This is a genomic window from Treponema sp. R8-4-B8 (genome assembly GCF_054786175.1).
Genome location: NZ_BDHE01000028.1, coordinates 1 through 6709, shown reverse-complemented (window position 1 = coordinate 6709; position 6709 = coordinate 1). Strand labels below are relative to the sequence as shown.

The following is a 6709-nucleotide window of genomic DNA, read 5'->3' as shown; positions in this document are numbered from 1 at the left end:
TAATAGCGACTTTTTGCCCCATTAAGAGTTTTTTGCGGTTTTTTGGCGTGTTTGTCAAGTAAAATATTGATTATTTTTTTATTTTTATGATATTACCAAACCCTTGGTTCACCATCAGGTTTGAAAACTTTGACATCTTCGCCGCTCGGTTCAATGACAAAAAGCCCCTTTTTTAGGGCATAATTCCTATTGGAATCGTCTGTAATGGTAGATGCCATCGCTCCCATGAATTGGCGTTTGTCCCCGTGTTCATTGGCGTGTTTGCGTATTTTTTCCATGCGTAAAAGATGGTCGTCTATATCCGCTTTACGAAGAGTAACTTTTACTTCTACCGCTATTGCAAGTTCGCCGTTTTCAAGCATACCGTCAATTTGGGCGTAAACGCCTTCCGCGAATTTATATGTGGCTATGCGGTTAAAGGAATAGCCAATCTTTTTAAATTTTTGAGGCAGTCCTGGGGTCAATATGTGTTCTGCAATAGAGCCTAATGTGTTGTTAAGACCGCCGATGTTTTTTTGGGTATCTTTCACGGCTTTTTGCATTTCTTTAGAGCCTTTTTGTAATTCTTTAGAGCCTTCTTTCAATTCTAGCATGGCTTTTTCGATCCTTAAATTAGATTCTATATTGGCTTTTTCTGTTTCCTTGTGTGCTTGTTGGGTTTCTCGTATTGCCGCCCATGCTTCGTCTTTGGCTTTTTGAGTCGTTTTTTCAGCTTCTATACGGGCTTTTTCAGCTTCTATACGGGCATTTTCAGCTTCTTTTTGGGCTTGTTGGGTTTCCCGTATTGCCGCCCATGCTTCATCTTTGGCTTTTTGAGTTGCTTGTTGGGTTTCTCGTATTGCCGCCCATGCTTCTTTTTGAGATTTTTCAAGTTCTCTGAAACCTTCCTGTATATCGTCCCATGTAACCTTTTTGGACGCTTTATTTGCGGACTTTTTGGCGGTTTGCGAGCCTTTTCGTACTGTCTTTTTTACTGCTGTTTTAGTCGGCATTTTTACCCTCTATTTAAATATACTCAAAAGTTTTATTGAGGGCAAGAGTTTCATTCATGCTTCCAGTCCGATACCCTAACAAATCTACCGCTATGTAAGTAAAGCCGTACTGTTTTAACTGCGTGTAAATATTTTCCCTGTTTTTTCTATCAGTCAATATCAAAAAACCGTCCTCGTCGGTTTCGATACGGGCAAGGTTTCCGTGATGACGCACCCTTACCTGCCTTAACCCCATGTCCAGCAAAAGCTGTTCAGCCTTGTCTATCATTCCCAATTTTTCAGGCGTGATAGATTCGCCGTAAGGAAAGCGTGAGGAAAGGCAGGCGAAGGACTGCTTGTCCCATGTCGGCAATCCCATGTTTTTTGAAAGGAAGCGTATTTCTTCCTTTGTAAGTCGCGCGTAACGTAGCGGGCTTTTTACGCCCTGTTCCGTAACCGCCGTCAGCCCCGGACGGTAATCGCCATTATCATCAAGGTTGGAGCCTTCGGCGACATTCTCTATGCCATGCTCTCGGGCAACCGCCCAAATTTTTGTAAACAATTCGTTTTTACACAAATAACAACGGTTCGCCGGATTTTGTGCAAAGCCTTCTATATTAAGTTCTTCGGAATCACAGATAATATGACGGATATTTTCACTCTCGCAAAATGAGACCGCCTCTTTTAATTCGCGCTCGGGGAAAGAACATGAACGCGCTGTAACGGCGATAACTTTGTCTCCCAAAACATCATGCGCTGTTTTTAACAGGAAGGTTGAGTCAACGCCGCTTGAAAACGCAATTGCCACGCTTTCAAGTTCGCGCAAATACTGTTTTAACTTTTCATGCTTCTGAAAAATGAGGGACGCTTCTTCCACTTTATTTGTCCTTACCGCTTGTTTTTAATAAGGCGGCAATTTCATTTATATACGCTTGAATGGGCTTGCTGTCAACACCCATGATTGTTACATTGCATTTGTCTAGCGGCAACAATATTTTGTGCGCGGGGCTTGAGGAGACCGCTTCCGCCATTTTGGGGCTTATTTCGCCGTGCATCGCGTTTGCAAAAACAATTCCAGTTACACCGATAATAATGTCGGCTTTTGTACAGTTAAAAACCACGGCGTTTTCTCCCGTCGCGCCATAATCCGCTCCCGCTTTAAGCATAGCCGATGTAGCGATTGAATTTGTCCCTACCGCCGTAATTACAGCGCCCGCGAATTCGCTTTTAATACGCTCAATTATTGACTTGCCAATGCCGCCGCCCATGCCGTCTATTACCAGAATATTCATGCGATTACTCCCTGTTTAAACAGTATACTATAACCTGACCACTAAAAATACAAATTAACATTTTCACAATATATTTATTTTTTAGTATTTTTAGTGGTCAGGCAAGCGCCGCAGAAACTTCAGCCTCGCAACTTTTCATCGCTGTTAAAGTTTTTTCTATTAACGTATCAAGTTCCCACCCCAAGAGGGCGGCTCCGTCTTCAATTACTTTTCGGGAACAACCTGCGGCAAAAGCGGGAGTTTTATATTTCTTTTTGACCGATTTTACTTCCATATCCATAACGCTTTTTGAAGGTCTGATAATAGCGACTGCCCAGATAAGCCCTGTCAATTCGTCACAGGCATAGAGTACCTTTTCCATGACGTGTTCCGGTTTATCGTCCACGACAGTAAGCCCGTACCCATGACTGCAAACGGCGTGTATCAATTCATCGCTTGCGCCGCCGGAACGCAACAGTTCTTTCGCTTTTACGCAGTGTTCCTGTGGAAATTGTTCAAAATCAATATCGTGTAACAGACCGGCAATCGCCCAAAAATCCGCTTCTTCGCCATACCCCTGATCGGCGGCAAACCACTTCATCACGCCTTCCACAGTCAAAGCGTGCTGTAAATGAAAAGAGTCTTTATTGTACTTTGTAAGCAGTTCCCACGCCTGCTGTCTGTTAATACCCGCATTCATAGTTTAAGAATAATATTTTAAAATAAAAGATACAACCTATGCCGCCTTAGAGGCTTTTATAAAAGATGGATTTTTAGCTCCGCTGTAATACGCGGTAAAATCGTCCAGCGAAATGCCTCTGAGTTGCCTCAAATAGAAATGTTACCGAAAAGATTTGTTGACATTTTGGAAAACAAGTGATATACTTATATTAATCTATTATTTGGAGGATTTTATGAAGAAATTTTTTCTGGTAACGTTTCTTTTGACGGTTGTAATTGGATCGGCTCTTTTTGCACAAGAAAGAACTCCGGTTAAATTACCGAAAGAAATGAGCGGCTCTTTTGGAAAAGGTATTAAGTGCGTCGTAACCGCGCCTAATATTTTAAAAGTAAGCGGTAATCGCATAGATTTGGACGCGGTTATGTTCAGAGACATTCCTTATGCTAAGCAGAAAACTCTAATTGTCAAAGTCCGCTCTATGGAAGGCAGGTTCCGCTGGGATCACGGTAAAATGTTTGGTATCACATTTGGCAGTCCAAACATGCCCAAAGGATTTTTAGACCCCGACCCGGCATCTGGAAAAAAGACTATGGACAAATTGATAGACGGCCCCTTTACCGAAGGTGAAGAACTGGTTTTTACATTACCTGATGATATTGCTGATAAATCCGCGATTACCTTCGCAATGACGGTATACGCTGGCGCAACCTTTGAATTAGAATTCTGGTTTAAATAAAATCTTCATAAGGTACACGCTCCAACATCAGACACGGAGCGTGTACTAATAGCTACCACATATTTTATGGGTTTCCGCTAAATATTTAATTTATTTAAAAAATTAAAAGAGCTGTTAATTCTCCCCCTTCCTTTACATATTTTTCCATCCATGATATAAAATACCCTATGGCAAATTTACCGCGAAAAACAGTCCTCCTCAACATTATAGCGACCGCTTGGCTTGCGGCAGCCGTCGCTTTTGCGGGTGTTTTTGTCATTGTGGAACATGACCATGCACATGTTGATGTTAATGGCCATCATGTCCCTAATAGTGATAATTGCCGTATTTGTATTGAAATACAAATAGCTATTAGAATTATAGAAGCGTTTGGCAGGCTTGGCGTTTTCATAGCCATAATGGGCGTTGTTTTTTATAGCCTTTCTTTTGAAAAACCGCAACAGTTTTTTTATCCGTTAAATCCTATCATGTTAAAAGTAAAATTCAATTGTTGATATATACCTCTTAAAACAATTTAACAACAAACACATTTCCTCAAATTTTAATTCAGGAGATATATGTAATTTTTAGGAGGTATTTATGAGGAGCATAATGGCTCTATTTTTAGCGCTCATTGTTACAAATTTTGCAATGGCGCACGGTTCCCACGGCGGCGGCGGCGATGAAGGCGGCTTGTCTGTGGGATTAGGTTTTGGCGCACATATACATGCAGATGAAGGAGAATTCATTCCTAATGCCGAAGTTTCGCTCTCTTACAGCGAAAGTTTTTTTGACGACAAGTTAGATTTCGAGTTTGGGGCAAGTTACCTTCCCGCCCTTATACCGGGCAAGTTTGTTGAGCTTGAGGATGACCTTGAGGATTTTGAAGAATTCGAGGAAGCCCACGCGGGAGAATACCAACACGTGATTTGCCTGAACGCTGGATTGACTTTTAACATAATTTTAGACTATTTTACCACTTTGTCTTTTTCTCTGGAAATTGACCACGATTTTTATCTTGTTCCAAGAGAAGATGGCGCAAATAACCAAGAAGGCGTATTAACGCCCGGTATCAAATTAAACTGGGGTTTAAATTTTGGCGATATCTATCTTCAATGCGGAGTTCCACTTCAATATATTTCCTACCGACCGGAAGAATTTGGCGTTGGCATTGACGGTACTATAGGGTGGGAAAGCAAATTTGGTCTGGGAATAAATTGCACCGCGCATTTTTTAATATCGCCTGAATCCGGTTTTGACGGCGTTGACGCTGTCATTTCTTATGTATTACCCATCAAACAATTCTCGTTATATGCTAATTGCACATTTGAAGGGATTGGCACCGATGAAGTGCACATCGCCCCGGGAATCGGAGTCAGGTTTAATTTTTAAAAGGAGATTATCATGAAAAGAAAACTATTTTTTATTATTACATTTGCCGCTGTTTTATCCGCAGTAAGCGCGAAAGATAAAATAATCGTAACAACAACGACTTTTCCGGCCTATGATTTTGTCAGGCAAATCGCGAAGGACAGGGTAAATCTGAACATGCTGCTGCCGCCAGGAGCGGAAAGCCATTCTTTTGAGCCTTCGCCCAGGGATATTATCACCGTGCAAAAAAGCGACATTTTTATCCATGTGGGCGGCGGCGGAGACGCATGGGTGGATCGTATTCTCAAATCCATGAACACAAAAAACAAAAAAGTTTACGCGATGATGGAATCGGTTGATGTCGTAGAAGAGGAAACTGTCGAAGGAATGGAAGAAGAGCAAGAGCCTGTAAAGCGAGGCGGATATATAGCCCGTTTCTTTAACTTCATTACGGGGCGTTCTAAAAAGAGCCAAGTAAAGGAAATTGAATATGACGAGCATGTGTGGACTTCTCCCCGCAACGCGATACTGATTGTTAAACGCATAACAGATTTGTTATGCGAAACTGATCCCGACAACGCTGCTTTTTACAGGCAAAATTCTTCCGATTACATTAAATCTTTGGAAGACCTTGACGCTGAGTTTACCAAAATTGTCGCCGGCGCAAAACGAAAGACAATTGTCTTTGGCGACCGTTTCCCCTTTCGCTATTTTGCCAACGCATACGGGCTGACATATTATGCCGCTTTCCCCGGTTGTTCCACCGAGACGGAAGCAAGCGCAGGTACTGTCGCTTTTTTAATTAACAAGATCAGAAGCGAACAGATACCTGTCGTGTTTCATATAGAGCTTTCAAACGAGAAAATGGCGGACGCGATTAGCAAAGAAACCGGCGCAAAAAAACTTCTTCTTCATGCCTGCCATAATGTTTCAAAAAAGGATTTTGACGCTGGCTTGGGTTACCTTGACTTCATGCGCGGTAATGCTGAGAATCTGCGGCAAGCGTTGTATTGAAAAAATCACGCCGTTGTACATTGTGTGCAACGGCAAAAACGATGTATGTCTAAAGAAATTAATAGCGAAAAATATTATCACTCTATATAAAAGCCGGGCATACGCAAAGCCCTGCCGGGGGCTAGACGGCTGTGGCATTAATTGACGCACGCTCTGGCGTGGCCTGGTAGGCGATCCACACCGTGCGCCCCCGGCAGGGCTTTGCGTATGCCCGGCTTTTACCTAGCGAGAGATTTTTTTCAGTATTTGGGGTTTAGACATACATCTTCTAGTGGTAAATAGCTGGAGACGTAAAGGTAACTGTTACCACTTTTTCATAGCGTACCTTGCCTTGCAGGGTACGCTAAATATGGGGAATGGGCGCAGTGGGAAAATGCCTATTAGCGCTTGAAGATGTATGCCGAATAAAATCCTTGAGTACAGGCGGGCAGGCTGCGTGCGATGTAAAAACATCTTTCGGGCGTTCCCCGCCGGAGAGACTTTGGAATAAAACAAAGAAAATTCAGAGAAAAAACGTTCGGCGACAAACCCTAGATAAAGCTTTCTAACTACGCTATCTAGTCGCCGAAAGGCTCACAGCCAAATAAACGCACGGCGTAGCCGTGTGGATAATTAATGCCGCACGCTGAGAGCACCAAAAAATGCCGCAGTCCCCAATAAAAGCAAGGCCGCCTTTAGGGGGCCG

The 6709-nt window shown here is 42.7% G+C and carries 8 protein-coding genes; 4 read left to right on the top strand and 4 right to left on the bottom strand.

Features of this window, described 5'->3' with window-relative positions; all coding sequences use genetic code 11:
- Window positions 1-92: 92 nt before the first annotated feature.
- The 4 genes from ACYVRA_RS05330 to ACYVRA_RS05315 form a co-directional block, all read right to left on the bottom strand.
- Window positions 93-992 (bottom strand): hypothetical protein, encoded by a 900-nt coding sequence (locus ACYVRA_RS05330; protein WP_461251715.1) that lies wholly within the window; start codon window positions 990-992, stop codon window positions 93-95.
- Window positions 993-1005: 13 nt separating this feature from the next.
- Entirely contained in the window at window positions 1006-1848 is an 843-nt protein-coding gene (gene larE, locus ACYVRA_RS05325) for an ATP-dependent sacrificial sulfur transferase LarE (protein WP_461251714.1), read from the bottom strand.
- 1 nt (window position 1849) lies between these two features.
- Entirely contained in the window at window positions 1850-2263 is a 414-nt protein-coding gene (locus ACYVRA_RS05320) for a DUF3842 family protein (RefSeq protein ID WP_461251713.1), read from the bottom strand.
- 97 nt (window positions 2264-2360) lie between these two features.
- A complete protein-coding gene (locus ACYVRA_RS05315; protein WP_461251712.1) occupies window positions 2361-2942 on the bottom strand; it encodes a hydrolase in 582 nt (193 codons plus the stop codon).
- A 214-nt stretch (window positions 2943-3156) separates the two neighbouring features.
- On the opposite strand from ACYVRA_RS05315, the gene ACYVRA_RS05310 reads away from it, so the two are divergent.
- From ACYVRA_RS05310 to ACYVRA_RS05295, 4 genes are all read left to right on the top strand, one after another.
- Window positions 3157-3660 (top strand): hypothetical protein, encoded by a 504-nt coding sequence (locus ACYVRA_RS05310; RefSeq protein ID WP_461251711.1) that lies wholly within the window; start codon window positions 3157-3159, stop codon window positions 3658-3660.
- Window positions 3661-3827: 167 nt separating this feature from the next.
- On the top strand, window positions 3828-4154 hold the full coding sequence (locus ACYVRA_RS05305) for a hypothetical protein (protein WP_461251710.1): 327 nt from the start codon (window positions 3828-3830) through the stop codon (window positions 4152-4154).
- An 85-nt stretch (window positions 4155-4239) separates the two neighbouring features.
- Window positions 4240-5031 (top strand): hypothetical protein, encoded by a 792-nt coding sequence (locus ACYVRA_RS05300; RefSeq protein ID WP_461251709.1) that lies wholly within the window; start codon window positions 4240-4242, stop codon window positions 5029-5031.
- Window positions 5032-5043: 12 nt separating this feature from the next.
- Window positions 5044-6024 carry a metal ABC transporter substrate-binding protein gene (locus ACYVRA_RS05295; protein ID WP_461251708.1) on the top strand — a complete coding sequence of 327 codons (981 nt, stop codon included), beginning with the start codon at window positions 5044-5046 and terminating at the stop codon, window positions 6022-6024.
- The last annotated feature ends 685 nt before the right edge of the window (window positions 6025-6709 follow it).